This window comes from Colwellia sp. SU-HH01217, from assembly GCF_057543495.1.
Map to the genome: position 1 here is coordinate 59,003 of NZ_BAAJLX010000010.1, position 17,509 is coordinate 76,511.

Below are 17,509 nucleotides of genomic sequence, written 5' to 3' on the forward strand. Positions count from 1 at the left end.
AAATAACTTTTACTCAATCAAAGCAGCTTGTGCTGCATCTGCTAATTATACACTGCGATTTGCAGCAATATGAGCTAAAGCAATTAATGCTTCTTTATGTGCTGATTCTGGTAATACTGCTAGAGCGTTGATAGCTTTGTCTGCTTCTTGTTCGGCCTTCTTTTGAGTATAAACAAGAGAGCCTGTCTGCTGCATTACGCTTAGTATTTCATCAAGGTGATCCATACCATTACAATGCTCTATGGCATCGCTAATTAATTGACGTTGAACTTCTGTACCGTGGGCCATGGCATAAAGTAGAGGTAAGGTAGGTTTACCTTCCGCAAGATCGTCGCCGACATTTTTACCCATTTCTTTGGCATCGGCGGTGTAGTCCATAATATCGTCAACGAGCTGGAAGGCAGTACCTAAATGTTTGCCATAATTTGCCATCGCATCTTCAACCGCTTTATCTTGGTTTGAAATAACGGCGGCTAATCGAGTAGCTGCTTCAAATAATTTTGCTGTTTTACAGTAAATAACTTCTAAGTAACTTTCTTCGGTGGTGTTCGGATCATTACAATTCATTAATTGCAATACTTCACCTTCAGCAACAATATTGGTGGCATCGGATAATATATCCATAATACACATATTGCCTAATTTAGTCATCATTTGAAAAGAGCGTGTATAAAGGAAATCACCCACTAATACACTTGCGCCATTACCAAATAAGGCATTCGCTGTTTCACGACCCCTGCGCATATTTGACTCATCGACAACATCATCGTGCAATAACGTAGCGGTATGAATAAACTCAATAATGGCAGCAATAGTGCAATGATCTTCTCCTTCATACTTTAAAGCACGAGCCGCAAGTACCGTTAACATTGGTCTCATGCGTTTACCGCCAGCATTAACTATGTATATTCCTAATTGATTAATTAAGGCGACATCTGAATTTAATTGACTATAAATGAGCTCATTAACCGTACTCATATCACGTTCGGCTAACGATTGAATGCTTTGTATATTCATAAAACTTTTTAGTAAATACTCTTATTGCTGAAGAAAGAGTTAAAAGTAGATCAAACTCTTGCATAATTTAGTACAATGGATAGCCCTAAAGTTTACACGATTTTAGCGCTGAATGAAGTTCCTACTGCGCTTATTTGTGCTTGAAATTAACGTTAAATAAATAAAGTACGAAACTTGTTAATTATACTTGCGGTTAATAAATTCTTAGCGTAGAATTCGCGCCCTATATTTTTAAAATTAAAGCGTCACATATACCCCTCATTGAGGACGTTGGCGCAGTACGGAGTAGCTATGTACGCGGTATTCCAAAGCGGTGGTAAACAGCATCGTGTAACCGAAGGTCAAACCGTTCGTCTTGAGAAGCTTGAGCTTGAAGTCGGCGCAAAAGTAGAATTCGATAATGTTTTAATGATCGCTAATGGCGACGACATTAATGTAGGCGCGCCTTACGTTAATGGTGGTAAGGTAGTGGCTGAAGTGGTAACACAAGGTCGTGCTGATAAAGTTAAAATTGTTAAATTTAAACGTCGTAAGCATTCACGTAAGCAAGCGGGCCATCGTCAATGGTTCACTGAAGTGAAAATTACTGGCATTAACGGCTAATTAGGAGCATCTAACATGGCACATAAGAAAGCTGCGGGTAGTACACGTAACGGTCGTGATTCAGAAGCTAAACGCCTAGGCGTTAAACGTTTCGGTGGCGAGTCAATTTTGGCTGGTAACATCATCGTTCGTCAACGTGGTACTAAATTCCACGCTGGTAACAACATGGGTATGGGTAAAGACCATACTTTATTTGCTTTAACTGACGGTAAAGTTCAGTTTGAAGTAAAAGGTCCAAAAAATCGTAAATTTGTTAGCATTATTGCTGACTAATTGCAGAGACTGTTCTTGAAAAAGCCTCGCAGTGCGAGGCTTTTTTTTTGATATTTTTTATGAAACCAACAAAATCGTTTATACTAGCGGTATTGTTGTTAATTATCATAATATTTAGAGTTATTAAAATACCATGAAATTTGTTGATGAAGTTGAGATCCGAGTTGAAGCTGGCGACGGCGGCAACGGTTGTGCGAGTTTTCGTAAAGAAAAATATATCGAATACGGCGGTCCTAATGGCGGAGACGGTGGCGATGGTGGCGATGTCTTTTTAATTGCCGATGAAAACCTAAATACTTTGATAGATTATCGTTTTGAACGTTTCCATCGGGCAAAACGTGGTCAAAATGGTCAAAGCAGAGACTGTACTGGGAAAAGTTCAGAAGCCTTAGTGCTTAAAGTTCCTGTGGGTACACGCTGTGTAGATATAGACACTGGTGAGCAAATTGGTGATTTGACTCATCATGAGCAAAAAATGCTTGTTGCCAAAGGTGGTTGGCATGGATTAGGTAACACTCGATTTAAAAGTAGTACTAACCGCGCGCCAAAACAAAAAACAGATGGTACACCGGGCGAAATACGTAATTTAAAACTTGAACTTATGCTATTAGCTGATGTGGGTTTATTAGGCTTACCTAATGCAGGTAAGTCAACATTAATACGTAGTGTTTCTGCAGCTAAGCCTAAAGTAGCCGATTATCCATTTACTACGTTAACACCTAACTTAGGTGTAGTTAGACTAGATACACAGCGTAGTTTTGTTATTGCTGATATTCCTGGACTGATTGAAGGTGCAGCGGAAGGTGCCGGTTTAGGTACGCAGTTTTTGAAGCATTTAGAACGTTGTAGAATCTTATTACACGTTATTGATATTATGCCAGCAGATGGCTCTTGTCCTATTGAGAACGCGAAAACGATTGTTAGTGAGCTTGAGCGCTATTCTGAGAAGCTTTATAACAAACCTCGTTGGATTGTCTTTAATAAATTAGATTTAGTATTAGAAGAAGAAGCACAAGAGATCACTGATGAGATTCTAACTGCACTGAATTGGCAAGGAAAATCATGCAATATTTCAGCTTTTAATAAAATGGGCACGCATGAATTAACATCTCAAGTAATGGATTTCATCGAAAGTTTACCACCAGAAGAAGAAGAAACACCAATTGACGGTAAAGATGTTGAATTTAAGTGGGACACATACCATGAAGATACGATTCATGCAGCTGATGATGGCTTAGAAGACGATCTTGATGATGAAGATTGGGACGAAGACGATTACGATGTCGAAGTTGAGTATCGTCGATAGTTGTCAATACTCCTGATAATTGATTAAAATAAAAGGCACAATATATTGTGCCTTTTTTATTGCCCACACATTAAAGAGAATTTATGACCGAACTTTCACTCATTGTTGCCACTGCGAATAATAGAGTTATTGGCAAAGATAATGATATGCCATGGCATCTACCTGCAGACTTAGCTTACTTTAAAAAAACGACATTAGGAAAGCCTATTATCATGGGGCGAAAAACCTATGAATCAATAGGACGCCCTTTACCTGGAAGGCGTAATATTGTTATTTCTAGAAATACAGGTTATAGCGCTGAAGGTATTGAAGTTGTAGCCTCCGTGGATGAAGCGTTAGCGCTTGTTAGGGGAGTAGAAGAAGTAATGGTGATAGGTGGTGGTGCTATCTATGCACACTGCTTACCTGCGGCTACAAGGCTTTATGTTACTCATATTCATGCTGACATTGACGGAGATACACAGTTTCCTGAGTTTGACATAGTTAATGACTGGAAAAAATTAACTAACGAGCACTTTAAGGCTAATGATAAAAATGTATATGATTTAGATTTTTCTGTATATCAAAGAGTAGAAGATTTTAAACTATAAAAAATTCAAATAGTAAATAGTAAAAAAAGCGCCATAGGCGCTTTTTTATTGTTTTTAATTTAACGAATCTAGGTTTAGGTTTACAACTTAAACTCTTGAACTGATTGTTGTAGTTCTTCAGCTAAACGAGCAACTTCACTACTCGATGAAGCCGTTTGTTGAGAGCCTGCAGTGGTTTGTTCGGCAATAGCAACAATAGACTCTAAATTTTCGCTAATTTCATGAGCAACAACACTTTGCTCTTCTGCTGCGGTAGCAATTTGAGAGCTACGATCGTAAGCCTCATGTACCGCGTGTGTAATTGCTTCAAGAGATTTCTCAGCCATTTCACTTTGTGATACACACTCAGAGGCTTGAGTCTTACCAGTATCCATTACAGTTACCGCTTTTTCTGAACCCACTTGCAGTACTTCAATCATTTTTTGAATTTCTTGGGTAGATTCTTGTGTTCTACTAGCAAGGGTTCTAACTTCATCGGCGACAACGGCAAAGCCTCGACCTTGTTCACCCGCTCGGGCTGCTTCAATAGCAGCATTTAATGCCAGTAAATTAGTTTGCTCTGCAATGCCTCGTATTACATCTAAAATGCCACCAATAGAAGCGCTGTCTTGTTGTAACTGGTTAATAACTTGAGAAGCTGAGTCCACTTCGTTGGCAAGTAACTCAATAGTTTTACGGTTGGTTTGAGAAATGACTTTAATACGTTTAGCTTCGTCATCCGCTTGTTTAATTTCACCAAGAGTGTCATTTGCACCAGCTAAAACACTTTGCGCGGTACTGCTCATTTCAGTTGTTGCAGAAGCTGCTTGCTCAACTTGATTACGTTGTTCTTCAATCGCTGTAGTACTTTGTGCTGTAACGGCAGATGTTTGCTCAGCAGCGGCAGCCAATTGTGTAGAACGACTTACTATGCTTTGAATTAAGTGTCGTAAACTATCGATTAATAAATTGCAATTTCTTGAAAGCTCAGCAAATTCATCTTTGCCTGTTTCGTCAAGTTTTTCTGATAAATTACCCGATGCAACCACATTAAGCATGTCATTAACTCGGCTAAGCGGTCTAGTGATACTAATTAAAGTAAAGTGGGCTATTACAGCTGCTGAGACAATTGAAATAATCATGATAATTGTAGTTTGGGTATTACCCCCTGACACAGACTTATCAACCATTAAATTAGTGGCTGCAGTTGTATCATTAGCGAGATCAACTTGCTTACTTAATATTTTATTGGCTATCTCGCTGTTACTTTCAGAGTCGGCTAATGCTTTGGTAGCTTTAGCTATAGAGTTAAGCTGAGTGATTTTATTAGAAAAAATACCTGTGTCACTTGACACTAATTCTTTAATACCTTCAAGTGATGATTGAAGATCGTCAGCTACACCCGAAGCATTGTTAGAACGAAGCTCATTTTCAATATCAACAAAAGAGCGTTCAACATCGTTAAAAGCATTGGTTATTTCGTTAGCAACAATTTGCTCTGCTTGTTCATTAAGTATGTCTCGGTATTCAAATGCTGAACTTACCATACCGTTTAACAAGGTTTCTATACGTTCACCAATACTTACCGCACGTTGCAACTTGGTATCGGCTAAATCATGATCAGCTAAATCTAGTAAAAGGGTTGCGGCATCATCAGCTTGTTCTTCTAGGTCACTGACGCGATCTGCCAATAAGCTTTTTTGTTCAATGGCTGTTTGGCGGTTTTGTTTTAAGTCGTTAACATTAAGGTTAAATTCAGCATATACCTTATCAACTTTATTTAAGTTGCTGAGTAACGAACTTTCGTTACGGACAATGTTTTTTAATTTCTTTAATGCAGAATCAAATTGATTATGATGTACATTAAATTCTTGATAATTCTCTTCAAGCGGTACTAGGTTGTCTTGGTAATATGCTTTTACAGCTAGATTTCCCATAGTGACTAATTCTACAGCTAAGTAGTTACTCTCTCTTAACGTTGGAATAGCTAGCTCACTCACTCTTTTTGTTGACTGGCTTATGGTACTGAGGTTAGAGAATGAAAACAGACTGGTTGTAATTAACAAAATAGCAAGAATGGAGAAACCACCAATAATCTTGACTTTCACCGTAAAATTCATATACACCACCAATTGGATTTTAAATAAGGACTACGAAATAACGAATTCTTTTTATATGATTATTTAAATAAATATTTATTATAAAAATATTGAATCACTATATCGACAACAGTTTTCAAATGTTTAATAACATTAGCTAGTATTTTTTAGTATAACAATAGAATAGCTATAATTTGAATAATTTCACTACAAGTTATCGAGTTATTTCCCTATAGCTGTTTAACGCATTGAAGATTGTTCAATAAATAACTTTTTATCATGCCACCGTAGCATGGTTAAATGTTTACGCCAAACACAACCCGTATCGAGTGCATAAATATTTTCTATCGGGCAATGGCCCATTAAAGCGGCCCAGTGGCCAAATATCCAATATTGATCTTTGTTTAACTGGGTCAGTAGATACCAGGGGATAATGTTGGTGGGCGCAACGTCTGGATTTTCTTTATATTGAAACTCTAAGGTTAAGTCTCGATTGCAATAGCGCATTCTGGTAAGCGCATTGATAGTAAAGCGAAATTTTTCAACAGCACTTTTAGCTTCGTGCCAGTCATTTGCATGGTCACCGTACATCTCTTTTAACCAGTAATTGCGGTTAGATGAGGCAATACATTGATGGGCAATTTTACCTTGCTTCATGGCTTCATCAATAGTCCATTGAGGTGAAAGCCCTGCATGGCTCATATAGGCTTGTTCGTTTGGTAGTTTTCTTATTAAGGGCTGCTGAGCGAGCCAGTCCATTAATTCATCAACATCATCGGCAGCTAATAAATCATCAAGTAAGTCTTTGGATTTGACTTTTTTATGTCCTGCGTAGGTTGCCAATAAATGTAGATCGTGATTACCTAAAACAACTTTTGCGCTGCGACCGAGGGATTTAATAAAACGTAATGTTTCTAAAGAGTGCGGCCCTCGAGCGACTAAATCGCCAACTAGCCATAATTCATCATCATTTATATCAAAGGCAACTTGCGCTAATAGTGCTTTTAATTCGCTTAGACACCCTTGAATATCACCAACTAAATAAAGTGCCATAAAAGAAGCTATTAATTGAGTATGTTAGGGATGGCAAGGCTAAACACCGGTATATTTACCTGAAGTAAATGCCCATCTTTATTGCGTACTTGGTAATGACCTTGCATTGAGCCTACCGGAGTTTTGAGCATAGAACCGCTAGTATAAGTAAAACTTGTTCCTGGCGCTATATGAGGAGTTTGTCCAACAACACCTTCTCCTTCAACACGACTAACATCACCATTAGCATCGGTAATTTTCCAGCTACGAGTTAGTAATTGCACCATTTCATCGCTATTGTTGGTAATCGTGATGGTATAACTAAAAACAAAGCGTTGATCATTTTCAATTGACTGCTCTGGCAAATAGGCTGTGGTAATTGTTACATCAATGTTTTTAGCAAGTAAAAGGGTTTCGGTCATGGTTTATTCTTCTATTAACTTTCTGTTACTGGGTGATCAACTACAAAGTTTGCCAACATAATAAAATCATCAACACTTAAATTTTCAGGGCGTAAACCTGAGTCAATCCCTAAGCTTTCTAGCTGTTCTGCAGAGATAAGTTTTTTGAAACTGTTTCTGATGGTTTTTCTGCGTTGTCCAAATGCGGCTAAACAAACTTGGTTGAGTGCTTTAATATCTTTTACTGGGTTCTTAATGTTTTTATGAGGCACTAAACGAACAATCGCTGAATCTACTTTAGGTGCTGGCTGAAAAGCTTCAGGACCGATCTCCATTACCGGGATCACTTGACACTGATACTGTGTCATGATGGAAAGTCGGCCATAAGTTTTGCAGTTAGGGCCCGCAGCCATGCGCTCTACCACTTCCTTTTGTAACATAAAGTGCATGTCTTTAACTTTGTCATTAAAAGTGAGTAAATGAAAAATTAATGGTGTAGAGATATTGTATGGAAGGTTACCAAAAATTCTTAATGGCTTGTCATCTGTAATAAGCTCGGCAAAGTTAAACTTTAAAGCATCAGTCTCATGAATGGTTAGATGAGGTGCTAAAAAAGGGTGATGGCGTAAGCGATGAGCTAAATCTCTGTCTAACTCGACAACACTGAGCTTGCCTGCGCGCTCGACGACTGGCTCTGTTAGTGCGCCTAGGCCAGGGCCTATCTCAACTAGATTTTCGTTTGGCTCAGGGTTAATCGCATCAACAATCTGACTAATAACAGCTTCATTATGAAGAAAGTTTTGCCCAAAACGTTTTTTAGCTTGATGACCTAAGTGAGAAGTTTTACTCATGTTTATTTAATCGCTTTATTAATTAGTTTTCTAGATTAGTTCGATTTATCGCTAACTTCATCGCACGCATGGTTTTCAGCCAAATCGATTGCGGTACGTATGGCTTCAATAAAGCTTCCTTTGTCAGCTTTATTGGTGCCTGCTAGCTCTAAAGCTGTACCGTGATCCACAGACGTACGAACAAAAGGCAAACCAAGCGTGATATTAACTGAAGAGCCGAAACCTTTATATTTTAAAACAGGTAACCCTTGGTCATGATACATACTTAAAATGGCATCTGCTTGTGATAGGTATTTTTCTTGAAAAATAGTATCGGCGGGTAAAGGACCAACAATATTAATGCCTTCTTCGCGCAGTTCATCAAAAGCAGGGTCCATGACTTCGATTTCTTCTTTGCCAAGGACACCGTCTTCACCGGCATGTGGGTTAATGCCGCAAGCGTAAATTGTCGGCACTTTAATGCCAAACTTGCTAATTAAATCGTTGTTTAATATACGAGTAACTTTTTGTAAACGTTCTTTAGTAATTGCTTTAGATACATATGCCAGTGGGATATGCGTGGTAACCAAGGCAACACGTAAACCTGGTGTCGCTAACATCATAACGACATCAGAACAATTGGCTTGATGAGCAAAGTACTCAGTATGGCCACTAAATGGAATGCCGGCTTTATTAATTAGCCCTTTATGTACAGGGCCAGTAACAATAGCATCGAATTCACCTGACATGTTTTTTTCACATGCTATTCGAAGCGTTTCAACAACATAGGCGCCGTTATTAGCATCTAACTCACCAGCAATACAAGGAGAGGCTAATTCCAAAGGTAATAATACTAAGGTACCTGCCTTGTGCGGAGTCGCTGGAGTGTTTTCATCATACTCAATGATTGTTAGTGGTAAACCTAACTCACGAGCTCGCTCTAGCATTAAGCTTTTCGAGGCAATCACCACTAATTGTGCAGGCCAGTCTTGGTGAGCAATAGCAATAACTAAGTCAGGTCCGACACCTGCAGGCTCACCTGGGGTGATAACAATGCGTTTTACTGTATTGAGAAGTTCAGTCATTATTATTTAGCCGCTTCAAAAATTTCAATATAGGCTTCATCGCGAGTTTCTTTAATCCAGCGAGCTTGCTCAACACCGTATTTACGATTGTATAGCATTTGATAGGCTCTATTTTCATTCATTTGCTTGGTCGCATCTATAGTTTTACGACCCGTTAAATGGATAATGTGCCAGCCAAATGATGAGCGAAATGGTTTGTGATATTCATCTATTTTCATTGTGGCAAGTGCGTCTTTAAAAGCCGGATCGTAAATTTTTGCCTCAGCCCAACCCAAATCACCACCTTGTACAGATGTAGGTCCTTCTGAATGAGCTTTCGCGAGCTCTTCAAAAGTTGCTTCACCGGCATTAATTTGATCGAGAAAACCTTGTAGCATTGATTCAGCTTTTGCTTCACTTAATATTACTGAAGGTTTAATCAGAATATGACTAGCGCGTACTTCTTCAATTTCAACAATTTGGCGTCCACGAACATCTAGTATTTTGACAATACTAAAACCTAAACCGGTACGAATTGGCCCTAAAACCTCTCCTTTTCCTTTACCTTCAACAAGTTCTGAAAACAAAGTTGGCATTTCGTTAATGTTTTTCCAACCTAAATCACCGCCTGTTAGTGCGTTCGCTGCACCTGAAGAAGACATGGCGATTTTAGTAAAGTCTGAACCTTTGTTCAGTAAATCGATAACTTTCTGAGCTTTAATTTTCTGAGCTTCCATTTCTTCTGCGCTTGCATCGGTAGGAAACTCAATTAAAATATGACCTAAACGATAATCTACATCGTTTATGGTTTGTTCTTTCATTGACTCTAAAAGGTTTGATACTTCTTGAGGAGAAATAAAAACACGACGTCTAACACTTGCTCTACTTACTTGTCCTGAAATTAATTCTGTTCGCACGCTTTCACGATATTTTTCATAACTTGTGCCATCAGCAATAATATTACGGCGAAACTCTGCTAAAGACATTTTGTTTTCATTCGCCATATTGGTAATGGTTTCATCTAACTCTGCATCACTGACTTGAACACCCATGCGCTCGCCAATTTGCACAATAAGTTCATCGTTTATTAATTTTTCAGTAACCTGAATGCGTAAAGCTTTATCTGATGGCAAGCTTTGATTGCTTCTACTAGCTTGCCCTTTAACTGAAGCAATTAAATCAGTAATTTCAGATTCTAAGACCACGCCATTGTTTACAATAACAGCTACTCTATCGAGCAATACTTCGTTTGCTTGTGTTGCTGACATTATGCCAATGGCAAATAAAGCGCTAAGAGAAAGTTTTTTCATTATGTTTTTCATGTAATGTTTCTTGTTATGCCGTGTTAATTATTTAAAAAATAAGGACGCTTATATCCGAATATGCTTGAGTTAAACATATCGTCGGTACCAACAGAGCTCTGCTGACCACTTAGCCCTTTAATGTTGAACTGTATCATAAAACCGCTGTCAAATTCATCGCGGTTTTCATTAATAAAATTGTTACTATCTAAGTTAGAAATAATATGGCGATGGTAAACTAGCCTAATTACCCAACAGCAACTTTCATATTGAAAACCTGCATATGATTCTAAACTTCGCTTTTGAATTAAATCTTGCGTAAACCGACCAACAAACTTCCAATCTTTGTTAATAGGAAAGTTGGTCAGCAGTGATGCTTGTTCTAATCTATTACCTGAGACATCACGAGTGAACCTATGGTTCAATTGAACGTTAGTATTTTTATTATAACGGTAATCAATATTAATTTGGCTTTTGTTAATTAAGCTTGATTGTGTATCGTATTGAAGATCTGAGCTGATTTGCCATTGACGATTAATTCTAAAAAATACATCTGCTGCTAATGCCGACTCTTCTTCTGAACCGTCAATTTGATTAAACTGGTCAAAACTATCTAAATAGGTAATTTGACCTAAACTAAAGCGTAATAATTCCGTATTGGAGGGATCTAATATTCTACTGGTTACCCCCCAAGAATATTGATTAGCAGCAGCAATTCTATCTAAGCCGCTATTTCTTCTATCTCTAAATAAACCATCATAATCGTATTGTAATACGGTTGTGTCATAAATGCCGATATTACTTTGGTCAACTTCATCTACGTATAGGTACTGTACTTGGGGTTCTAATGTTTGTGTATATTCGGCATTAAATAAGGTCATTTGGCGATCTAAATTAAAGCCGCCATGAAATCGTACTTTAGGTAAGGTTCTGCTTACGTTTTCTTCTAGGCTACTAGCTAAAGGAATATCATCTTGTTGGTAATACGTTTGTAACACTTTAAATTCAGAATTTAAAAACCATGCAGGAGAGGAGAATGGCAGGGTAAGTCCAGCCTCTACGTGATATCTATTTGCACTGGCTTGATCTAAGCTTGGGCTTTCAAAATGGCTCATCTCTGAGTAGAGCTCAAATTGACTATTGTAAAAATTGAGCGGTTGTTGCAGTCGTAACTCTATTTGTGGCAACGTTTTATAACTAGCTTTATGATCTCCTAATACTTCAAAATCTTGCAATTTCATGGTGGTTTGCCAAGTTTCAGCAAAGTAAGATAGTTCGCCTACTTGATACAGATAAGTGTCATTATCGTTGTATTGTTTACTGCCAATGTCGACTAGGTAATTGTCATCACTGATGGTGGTATAGTCAACATAGGCTCTAAAATTGTCGGAGAAGGTACCGACATGTTGAAAACGAGCTAAGTAGCGCGGATCATCATTGTTTTTAAGTGAGTTATCTTTATTAAGGTATTCAAGATCGATGATGCCGGCTTGTTGACCTGATAAATACCTAAACTCTGTAAGTAGCTGTGTACCGCGCTTCGACATGTAATGTGGAGTTATGGTCGCATCCATATTTTCCGCAATATTGATGTAAAATGGCGTAGCAATTTCTAACCCTGATTGGCTCGATATATCTAATGTCGGCTCAGCCAGAAAGCCCGTTTTTCTTTTATTGGTTACCGGAAAAGAAAAGTAAGGCACATATAATACAGGTACGTCGAAAACTCTAATTTTAGCGTGGTAAATTCTGCCAATATTTTCTTGGGTGGAAATCGTAATTTCGCTAGCAACTAACTGCCAATCAGGTACGTCTCCTAAACAAGTGGTATATGTTGAATCGAGTAAAGATAAAGTACCATCTAAACCTATCGACAACTCTGAAGCACTGCCGTGGCCAGGATTATTATATAATTGATAAGACGCATCGTTTAGGGTAGTTTTTTGTGAACTGTCGCTAATATTTAATTCACTAGCAAACACATTAATACCATTATTTTGGTATTGAATATTGCCTTGAGCAAGCAAAGCCAAGGTTTGACGATTGAACAAAAGCTTGTCAGCTAGTATAGCGTGATCTTTATTGACTAAGGTAACATCACCGCTAAAGTTAGCAATTTGGTCTTGTAAAATAGAAGAGGATATCGACTCGATTTGAATACTATCATCGAGCACCGTCGGTAGTTCGCTGCCTATTTTGCTAAATTGAGCAATAGGACATTGCTGTATAAGAGCCGGTGTATTCGTATTTTCTTTATCTATATTGGAAACAGTTTTATTAGCTTGGGCGGCAACAGAGTGCAAACTTGAAAAACAAAGACAATAAGTAATAAAAGTTAATTTAAAACGTGAAAACATGTAGTGTCCGAAAAGTATTAGTCGTAAGTGCTTTTTATTTGTTAACCTTGGCTTACTAATAAAAAAACAGTAAAAAGTGATGAAAAACATATTTTATTGTCAAACATCGCTATGATATAGCAATTTTTGCTATCCCGCTAATGCCTTTATTTATTTTTTAAGTGGGTTTTTTCATAAAAAGGTTGTTACTTTGTTATCAGAATCAAGATACTTGTCATTAAAGCATTGGTTAGCTACTGTTTTATCGCCTAAAGATGGCTGTTCATCTATTCAATTATCATCTATGACAGGGGACGCTGGCTTCCGTCAATATTATCGTTTTCATCATGGTGGTGTGTCTTTTATCGCGGTAGATGCACCACAATCATTATCAAATAATGATGCTTTTGTCGCTTTACAACAAAGCTTAGCTTCGCAAAATATATGTGTACCTCAAATAATCGATTGCGATTTAACACAAGGTTTTTTCTGCCTTTCAGATTTTGGTGATTATTTATTAGCAGATTTAGTCAAAACAGAAAAAGAAAGTGCACTCGTTAAAAGCTTTTATATTAAAGCGATTAACATGCTCCCAAGTATTGCTGCAACGAAAATTCTCCCAACGAATGATTATAAACTGCCTATCTATGATCGCGCTTTTATTCAACTTGAATTATCAATATTTACTGATTGGTTGTTAAGTAAGCATTTAAATATAAAATTAACGGCTAATGATCAACGTCAACTTGAATCATGTTTTTCGTTACTCGTCGATAGTGCCCTAGAACAACCACAGGTAACCATGCATCGAGATTATCATAGTCGAAATATCATGATACTCGAAGATCAACAGTTGGGTGTGATTGATTTTCAAGATGCGGTTACAGGCCCGATCACTTACGACATTGTTTCTTTATTACGTGATTGTTATGTGCGCTATTCCGACGAAATGGTGACATCATTATTTACATCATTTTGTCGATTGATGGAAACACAGTATTCGCTGACAAACGTTTCAGACGAGCAGTGGAATAAGTGGTTTGATTTTATGGGCCTACAGCGTCATCTCAAGGCAAGTGGTATTTTTTGTCGTTTGTATTATCGAGATAATAAAGAAGGCTATTTAAAAGATGTGCCTTTGACACTTTCTTATATTGAAAAAATTAGTAGTCGCTATCCAGCATTACGGTTTATACATCAACTCATCACAGAGAAAGTACAACCGGCAATGAATAAACTGCACGAACAACCAAGTTGCCATGACGATAAACCAATCAAGAAGTAACAAATAAATGAAAGCAATGATATTGGCGGCTGGACGAGGGGCACGTATGAAACCTCTTACTGATAACTGCCCTAAACCTTTATTAAAAATTAATGGCATCGCGCTTATTGAATACCATATTAAAGCGCTAGCTAAAGCAGGCATTAAAGATATTGTAATTAACCATGCTTGGTGTGGTCAGCAACTTGTGGATTACTTAAAAGATGGAAGTCAATGGCAAGTTAATATTACCTACAGTAAAGAGCAACACGCACTTGAAACTGCCGGAGGTATTATTAATGCACTGCCATTATTGGGCGATAAGCCTTTCTTAGTAGTTAATGGTGATGTATTTACAGATTATAACTTTAAAGATATTCCTTCGTTATCATCAGATGGTTTTGCCCATTTATGGTTGGTTAACAATCCTAGTCATAACACCAAAGGGGACTTTGCTATTAAAGACGGTTTGTTACAAAATTTAGCAAAAAACGGTAACGAATTAACCGTTCAACAAAGTTATACTTACAGCGGAATTGCTATATTTAAACCTGAGTTTTTTCAGCCGCAACATTTTGAACAGCAAACAATACCAAGTCAAGGGAGCGAAACAGCATTGCCTTTAGCTCCTTTATTAAGAGAAGCGGCAAACAAACATTTAATATCAGCAAGTGTTTTATCAGGATCTTGGACAGATGTAGGCACTCCAGAGCGTTTAGCGCAGTTAAATGCAATAGATAAACAGTAGATTAGGAATTTTTGAACGTATGCATATTTGGGGTAAAGTCTTTGGTTTTTTATTTGGCTTAATGTTAAGTAAAAATTTATTGGGCGCTTTATTAGGAGTTTGGGTCGGACATATGTTCGATAAAGGACGTCGAATCGACTTTGATGGCTTTTCGCCGAATAAAGAGGATGACGTTACGCGTCAAGCTGTATTTTTTTATACCACTTTTTCTGTGATGGGGCATATTGCTAAGGCTAATGGGCATGTTAGTAAACATGAAATTGCTTTTGCGACAGCTTATATGGATAAAATGGGCTTGACGGGTGGTATGAGGCAACAAGCGCAAGATGCATTTCGTGAAGGGAAGTCTTCGGGTTTTCCTATTGATGAACGGTTAAGAAAATTTAAGAGCGCTTGTGGTCGCCGCCAAGATCTTTTATTGATGTTTTTAGAAATACAAATTCAAGTTGCATTTTCTGATGGAGAATTAGATTCAGCAGAAAGAAGTGTGCTGCATAAAATTGCTAAACAGTTAGGTTTCTCAACAAGAGAGCTTGATAAGTTACTTGAAATGATTATCGCAGGCGCCGCGTTTCATCAAGGCGGCAGTCAAGGAAGCTATCAAGGTCAACAGGGCAGTCGACAGGGAGCAGGGCCTCAACAACTTGCCAGTGCTTATGCAGTATTAGGTGTCAGTGAAACATCTGATCTTAAAGACATTAAAAAAGCATATAAAAAGTTAATGTCGCAACATCACCCTGATAAACTAGTCGCTAAGGGACTGCCACCTGAGATGATGGAAGCAGCCAAGCAAAAAACACAAGATATTCAAGCAGCGTACGACTTGATCGCTAAAAATCGCTAACAATCAGTTAAGATATTGGCTATTTCGATAAGATATTGTTACCAACCAATAGAGGTGAGCCACCCTTTAATCGCTATTTTCAAAGATTCTTGGGGATAGTAACTACTTGATAAATTAGTGAGTTGGCGTTGACGATAAAACGCTTTCATTGTTTGTTTAGTTTTTGATAAACGCAATATTGCACTTTTAGTCGCCAAAGAGTGATCTCGTGTTAAGTACAAGTCTAATACGGGAAAGCTACTTTGCGCGATAGAGGTGGCAAAATGTTCATTTTCTTCTTCGCTATACATATAACTACTTAATAATATCAATGCATTAGGCGGTGGATTTTTACCCAGTTGATATAAGTCAGTTAAAATTGCTCCATGGCTTCCTTGAGCAATAACAATAAAAATACCTGGGTATTCATGGGCTTTTTCCATCACTGTTTCGATAATAGCGCTCAGTTGTGACTGATAATCGGTGATGGTTTTTAGATTCTCTGCTTGTCGGTCTGATTTTTTTAATGCTTGAGACGGATAATTATCAGGTTTACTCGGCGGTTGAATTGAAATAGTGGTCCAGCCTTGTTTAGGCATACTATTTCTCAAAAAGTTTAACCCTTTTGGGTTTGTTGCTGTTTGTTGCCAATCGGCGAGTAGAATAGCTACTCCTTTAGTATTGGCAGCAGTGCTTTCTTTTATTAAGGTGATAAAATCATTTGGGCCAGCTAGTAACGGCTTAATTTCACTCGATGTAAGGTAATGATTAATATCTGACGTTTGTTGCTCATTTAAGGAAACTGGGGCAGGAATAACTCGCTTTTCTGTAGAGCTTTCAGCGGCGTTGTCTGTTTTATCGGTATTTGTGTTTTCTTTAATACTTTTTGTTTCATCGCTTGATGCTGTTTGTTCTTGTGCAGTAGCTTGCTCTTGCGCAGCAATAGAGAATGCATAGAAGTTTGTAGATAAACATACGCTGATAATTAATAGATAAAATCGTGACAACTTGAACTCCGTATGAGTATAAAACAAATGAAAAATTAGCTGACAGCTTTCAATACAGTTTATCGACCAATATACTCTTTTCTATAGGTTTATAGCAAAACCATTTTAGTGTTTGTTAGAAAGAGAGTGATTAAAATGGACAGTTAGCAATAAATTCGAGATTTTCACCGCTAACAGGGTGTTTAACCTTTAACATTTGAGCGTGAAGTTGTAATCGGTTACTCATGGCAAGCGCTTTATCATGAGCATATAATCGATCACCTAAAATAGGGTGTCCTATGGCGAGCATATGTACGCGTAGTTGGTGAGAGCGACCGGTAATAGGAGTTAATTCAACAAGTGTCGAGCTATTGCCATTAACATTGTCAGTGCTAATAACCCGATAATGAGTTAACGATTTTTTTCCTTGTTCGTGATCTACTTTTTGTTTAGGGCGGTTAGGCCAATCACAAATAAGCGGTAAATCGACACTGCCGTTTTCGTTTGTAACTTCGCCAAATACACGGGCAATATAACTTTTTGATGTCAGCCGTTTTTCAAATTGTTGGCTAATAGCAACATGAGCTGGTTTGTTTAGCGCCATTAAAATAATGCCCGAAGTTGCCATATCAAGCCGATGTACGACTGTAGCACTGGGCAACACGCGGCTGACTCTATTTTGCAAGCAATCTTGATGTTCTGGTAATCGACCAGGAACCGATAACAAGCCGCTACCTTTATTAAGTACCACTATGTCGTTATCTTGATAAATAATATCAAGATAAGGCGACATTGGGGGTTGGTAAACAAAGTCTGGATTTGCTGCCATTTATAGGTTCCTGTTTAGCGTATTATAA

Annotated in this window: 16 protein-coding genes and 1 pseudogene; 7 read left to right on the forward strand and 10 right to left on the reverse strand. The window is 37.9% G+C overall.

What is annotated here, in order from left to right:
* Positions 1-45 precede the first annotated feature (45 nt).
* Positions 46-1,017 (reverse strand): octaprenyl diphosphate synthase, encoded by a 972-nt coding sequence (gene ispB / locus AC27G3_RS12810; RefSeq protein ID WP_487122123.1) that lies wholly within the window; start codon positions 1,015-1,017, stop codon positions 46-48.
* A gap of 291 nt (positions 1,018-1,308) precedes the next feature.
* Between ispB and rplU the strand changes: the two genes are divergently transcribed.
* From rplU to folA, 4 genes are all read left to right on the forward strand, one after another.
* The gene (gene rplU / locus AC27G3_RS12815; RefSeq protein ID WP_487122125.1) at positions 1,309-1,620 is read left to right on the forward strand and encodes a 50S ribosomal protein L21; all 312 of its coding nucleotides are present in this window, start codon (positions 1,309-1,311) and stop codon (positions 1,618-1,620) included.
* 15 nt (positions 1,621-1,635) lie between these two features.
* Positions 1,636-1,893 carry a 50S ribosomal protein L27 gene (gene rpmA / locus AC27G3_RS12820; protein ID WP_487122127.1) on the forward strand — a complete coding sequence of 86 codons (258 nt, stop codon included), beginning with the start codon at positions 1,636-1,638 and terminating at the stop codon, positions 1,891-1,893.
* 133 nt (positions 1,894-2,026) lie between these two features.
* Complete coding sequence (gene cgtA / locus AC27G3_RS12825) at positions 2,027-3,199, forward strand: Obg family GTPase CgtA (protein WP_487122129.1); 1,173 nt, start codon at positions 2,027-2,029, stop codon at positions 3,197-3,199.
* An 83-nt stretch (positions 3,200-3,282) separates the two neighbouring features.
* Positions 3,283-3,789, forward strand: a complete 507-nt coding sequence (folA, locus tag AC27G3_RS12830) for a type 3 dihydrofolate reductase (protein WP_487122131.1) — start codon at positions 3,283-3,285, stop codon at positions 3,787-3,789.
* 80 nt (positions 3,790-3,869) lie between these two features.
* Here the strand turns inward: folA and AC27G3_RS12835 are convergent, their stop codons facing one another.
* The 7 genes and pseudogenes from AC27G3_RS12835 to AC27G3_RS12865 form a co-directional block, all read right to left on the reverse strand.
* The gene (locus AC27G3_RS12835) at positions 3,870-5,888 is read right to left on the reverse strand and encodes a methyl-accepting chemotaxis protein (protein ID WP_487122133.1); all 2,019 of its coding nucleotides are present in this window, start codon (positions 5,886-5,888) and stop codon (positions 3,870-3,872) included.
* Between the two features lie 219 nt (positions 5,889-6,107).
* Positions 6,108-6,920, reverse strand: coding sequence for a symmetrical bis(5'-nucleosyl)-tetraphosphatase (locus AC27G3_RS12840; RefSeq protein WP_487122135.1), 813 nt, complete (start codon positions 6,918-6,920; stop codon positions 6,108-6,110).
* 11 nt (positions 6,921-6,931) lie between these two features.
* Positions 6,932-7,321 carry a Co2+/Mg2+ efflux protein ApaG gene (gene apaG / locus AC27G3_RS12845; protein WP_487122137.1) on the reverse strand — a complete coding sequence of 130 codons (390 nt, stop codon included), beginning with the start codon at positions 7,319-7,321 and terminating at the stop codon, positions 6,932-6,934.
* 14 nt (positions 7,322-7,335) lie between these two features.
* A complete protein-coding gene (rsmA, locus tag AC27G3_RS12850) occupies positions 7,336-8,151 on the reverse strand; it encodes a 16S rRNA (adenine(1518)-N(6)/adenine(1519)-N(6))-dimethyltransferase RsmA (RefSeq protein ID WP_487122139.1) in 816 nt (271 codons plus the stop codon).
* A gap of 35 nt (positions 8,152-8,186) precedes the next feature.
* Positions 8,187-9,215, reverse strand: coding sequence for a 4-hydroxythreonine-4-phosphate dehydrogenase PdxA (pdxA, locus tag AC27G3_RS12855; RefSeq protein ID WP_487122141.1), 1,029 nt, complete (start codon positions 9,213-9,215; stop codon positions 8,187-8,189).
* 2 nt (positions 9,216-9,217) lie between these two features.
* Positions 9,218-10,522: pseudogene (surA, locus tag AC27G3_RS12860) on the reverse strand (peptidylprolyl isomerase SurA); the annotation flags it as partial.
* A gap of 17 nt (positions 10,523-10,539) precedes the next feature.
* Positions 10,540-12,852 carry an LPS-assembly protein LptD gene (locus tag AC27G3_RS12865; RefSeq protein ID WP_487122143.1) on the reverse strand — a complete coding sequence of 771 codons (2,313 nt, stop codon included), beginning with the start codon at positions 12,850-12,852 and terminating at the stop codon, positions 10,540-10,542.
* Positions 12,853-13,042: 190 nt separating this feature from the next.
* Here AC27G3_RS12865 and AC27G3_RS12870 point away from each other — a divergent pair, with 190 nt between their 5' ends.
* Genes AC27G3_RS12870 through djlA form a run of 3 tightly spaced genes read left to right on the forward strand, consistent with a single transcriptional unit; the run spans position 13,043 to position 15,687 of the window.
* Positions 13,043-14,116, forward strand: a complete 1,074-nt coding sequence (locus AC27G3_RS12870) for an aminoglycoside phosphotransferase family protein (protein ID WP_487122145.1) — start codon at positions 13,043-13,045, stop codon at positions 14,114-14,116.
* Positions 14,117-14,123: 7 nt separating this feature from the next.
* A complete protein-coding gene (gene murU, locus AC27G3_RS12875) occupies positions 14,124-14,843 on the forward strand; it encodes an N-acetylmuramate alpha-1-phosphate uridylyltransferase MurU (protein ID WP_487122147.1) in 720 nt (239 codons plus the stop codon).
* Between the two features lie 19 nt (positions 14,844-14,862).
* Positions 14,863-15,687 carry a co-chaperone DjlA gene (gene djlA, locus AC27G3_RS12880; protein WP_487122149.1) on the forward strand — a complete coding sequence of 275 codons (825 nt, stop codon included), beginning with the start codon at positions 14,863-14,865 and terminating at the stop codon, positions 15,685-15,687.
* Between the two features lie 38 nt (positions 15,688-15,725).
* On the opposite strand, the gene AC27G3_RS12885 is transcribed toward djlA, so the two are convergent.
* Positions 15,726-16,673 (reverse strand): DUF3530 family protein, encoded by a 948-nt coding sequence (locus tag AC27G3_RS12885; protein WP_487122151.1) that lies wholly within the window; start codon positions 16,671-16,673, stop codon positions 15,726-15,728.
* A 130-nt stretch (positions 16,674-16,803) separates the two neighbouring features.
* On the reverse strand, positions 16,804-17,481 hold the full coding sequence (locus AC27G3_RS12890) for a pseudouridine synthase (RefSeq protein WP_487122153.1): 678 nt from the start codon (positions 17,479-17,481) through the stop codon (positions 16,804-16,806).
* Between the last annotated feature and the right edge of the window lie 28 nt (positions 17,482-17,509).

Coding starts and splice junctions, on each gene's coding strand:
- apaG (WP_487122137.1), bottom strand. CDS start 7,321: ATGACCGAAACCCTTTTACTTGCTAAAAACATTGATGTAACAATTACC.
- rsmA (WP_487122139.1), bottom strand. CDS start 8,151: ATGAGTAAAACTTCTCACTTAGGTCATCAAGCTAAAAAACGTTTTGGG.
- AC27G3_RS12890 (WP_487122153.1), bottom strand. CDS start 17,481: ATGGCAGCAAATCCAGACTTTGTTTACCAACCCCCAATGTCGCCTTAT.
- rplU (WP_487122125.1), top strand. CDS start 1,309: ATGTACGCGGTATTCCAAAGCGGTGGTAAACAGCATCGTGTAACCGAA.
- AC27G3_RS12865 (WP_487122143.1), bottom strand. CDS start 12,852: ATGTTTTCACGTTTTAAATTAACTTTTATTACTTATTGTCTTTGTTTT.
- murU (WP_487122147.1), top strand. CDS start 14,124: ATGAAAGCAATGATATTGGCGGCTGGACGAGGGGCACGTATGAAACCT.
- pdxA (WP_487122141.1), bottom strand. CDS start 9,215: ATGACTGAACTTCTCAATACAGTAAAACGCATTGTTATCACCCCAGGT.
- cgtA (WP_487122129.1), top strand. CDS start 2,027: ATGAAATTTGTTGATGAAGTTGAGATCCGAGTTGAAGCTGGCGACGGC.
- djlA (WP_487122149.1), top strand. CDS start 14,863: ATGCATATTTGGGGTAAAGTCTTTGGTTTTTTATTTGGCTTAATGTTA.
- folA (WP_487122131.1), top strand. CDS start 3,283: ATGACCGAACTTTCACTCATTGTTGCCACTGCGAATAATAGAGTTATT.
- AC27G3_RS12840 (WP_487122135.1), bottom strand. CDS start 6,920: ATGGCACTTTATTTAGTTGGTGATATTCAAGGGTGTCTAAGCGAATTA.
- AC27G3_RS12835 (WP_487122133.1), bottom strand. CDS start 5,888: ATGAATTTTACGGTGAAAGTCAAGATTATTGGTGGTTTCTCCATTCTT.
- ispB (WP_487122123.1), bottom strand. CDS start 1,017: ATGAATATACAAAGCATTCAATCGTTAGCCGAACGTGATATGAGTACG.
- rpmA (WP_487122127.1), top strand. CDS start 1,636: ATGGCACATAAGAAAGCTGCGGGTAGTACACGTAACGGTCGTGATTCA.